At 33.9% G+C, this 2166-nt stretch carries 4 protein-coding genes; all 4 read right to left on the reverse strand.

Going from position 1 to position 2166, the window contains the following annotated elements:
* On the reverse strand, nt 1–338 hold a 338-nt coding region (locus HR065_RS00195; RefSeq protein ID WP_244948316.1), incomplete at its 3' end, for a CHC2 zinc finger domain-containing protein.
* Between the two features lie 47 nt (nt 339–385).
* On the reverse strand, nt 386–1297 hold the full coding sequence (locus HR065_RS00200; protein WP_178733908.1) for a KilA-N domain-containing protein: 912 nt from the start codon (nt 1295–1297) through the stop codon (nt 386–388).
* A 127-nt stretch (nt 1298–1424) separates the two neighbouring features.
* On the reverse strand, nt 1425–1751 hold the full coding sequence (locus HR065_RS00205) for a hypothetical protein (RefSeq protein WP_178733909.1): 327 nt from the start codon (nt 1749–1751) through the stop codon (nt 1425–1427).
* An 81-nt stretch (nt 1752–1832) separates the two neighbouring features.
* The coding region (locus HR065_RS00210; RefSeq protein ID WP_178733910.1) for a hypothetical protein at nt 1833–2166 on the reverse strand (334 nt) is incomplete at its 5' end.

Below are 2166 nucleotides of genomic sequence, written 5' to 3' on the forward strand. Positions count from 1 at the left end.
CCGGAGCGTGGTTGTTGTTTGTTGTGGGATGGTTTTTGTTGGAGTAATTCTTGATATTCTGGGTCTTGGAGAAATTGATTTAACCTAATTAAGGTTGTTTTGAAGGGCGTTTGATGGAGGGTGCTGTAAACATCAATGACATCGTAGGATTTGGCGCATTTGAAACAATAGATTTTGTTATAGTCGTTAATGCGGCAAGTCGTGGGGTTGTTTCCCTTGTGTATCGGACAAGGGAAACGGTAGTCAGGATGAGAATGAGGGGGTAAGATATTTAATTTTTTTAACAAGACATGCATGGAAAAATCTTGCCTTATTTTGGTCGCATTTAGAGAGTTCATTAATTGAGGTTCCTTTCTTTGGGAATTAATGGTTATTAAAAGTTGGATTATAATAAAACTTTTTTCTTTTTAGTTAAAGAATGGAAATTATGAGTTTCTAATTTAATCTCTAAACCCATTATTTCGGACTCACGTTTGGCTTGTATAGCAGCCTCAGTAGCTAATTCGTTGATTTCTGTGGGGCTAGTTTTAACACCGTTAAAAATTCTTTCTTCCAATTGGTCTATGAATTTTTTTTGGGCTAAATTATAAGAGATAATACAATCTCTACTTACCATTGGACGGATCTTTTCATCGACAGCATCATCAAATTCCTTAGGCGTTATATTAAATAAACCTTTGGTAATGTTGGCGGCTGGTTTAGAATAAGAAAAAGTGGAAGTGTTATAACCAGATCTTTCAGTTAAAAGACTAATTAATTTACAAATTTTGTTATAATTTTCTTTGCTGATTTCGCGAGGGTTAGCATGTAATTCTTCTGCTTCTTTTAATTTATAGTATTGTAAGTAAGATGCACTCATTTGATTAAATAATTGAGCGACACTAATGGTTTTATCAGCCCATTTAATGTATTCTAGAACAATAACGGCGGTTGCGTACCACTCGTGTTCTCTCACACCTTGAATTTTGTGAACACAAGGGGTATTTGACGTACGGGAATTCCCGTACGTCAAATTGCCCAATTTTAGGGATTCTTTTTTAAGACGTTCATTTTCAGCTTTGATTAATTTTTGAGTAGATTTATTTCTTAAAAATTCATTAGGTCTTTTTGAAGGGTTGCTGTTTAAGATTTTTTCCCAAACGTCGGACAATCGAAACTTTGCAAGTTTGGTGTGAAATGATAAACCAGTACCGAAATCTAGTAAATATTTACCTATTTTTTCAAATGAAAAACTTTCGTTAACGGTTAGAGATGTATTTTTGATGGGAATTTTTTTGATTTTGTTTTTTTGACTCATTTTTGAGAGCCTCCTTTTTTATTTTTATTTTGTGGCAGAGGTTCAGATGTAGAGGATCGTGTTATTTCTGCCGGAGCGTGTTTTTTTGTTGATGAAAAAAAAGACCCTAAATTTTTAGGGTCTGGGGTTATTCGTTATTTTCGGATAAATTGTTTGTTTGACGTTCTAGTAGGTAGCGGATGGATTCGATTGTGTTGTAAACATTTACTAATAAATTAGCGACGTGGTCGGTCTTTTCTATTAAAAACTCGGGTAGATCGTTGACGTCGGCTTCATCGAAATGTTCTGTAAAACCGTCGTGGCGGTAAACATCAATCATCGAGTCTAATAGTTCAATTATTGTTTTATTGTGCAATCCTTGTTCTTCTACGGTGCAATCGTAGTTATAATAGTTAAAAGAATTTTGAAATTCCTCTAAGGCTAATAATTTTTTTTGTTTTTGTGTGTTATTCATTGTTAAATCTCCTTTGATTTTGTTTTTATTTTTATTTTTTATTTAAATAAAAAGACCCTATGGGTGAGATAGGGTCTGGGGTTATTCGTTATTTTCGGATAAATTGTTGGTTTGGCGTTCCAATTCGTAGCGGATGGATTCAATGGCGTCGTAAACATCTGCTAATAAATCAGCGACGTGGTCGGTTTTTTTCATTAAAACATTGGGTAGATCGTTGACGTCGGCTTCATCGAAATGTTCTGTAAAACCGTCGTGTTTGTAAATAGCGATCATCGATTCTAATGCTTCCATTATTGTGTAATTTGACATTTCTTGTTCCTCTACGGTAGAATCGTAGTTGTAATAAAGAAAGGAATTTTGAAATTCCTCTAAGGCTACTAATTTTTTTTGTTTTTCTTTGTTATTCATTGTTAAA

It is taken from the genome of Candidatus Phytoplasma pruni (assembly GCF_013391955.1).
Lineage (GTDB): Bacteria > Bacillota_I > Bacilli_A > Acholeplasmatales > Acholeplasmataceae > Phytoplasma.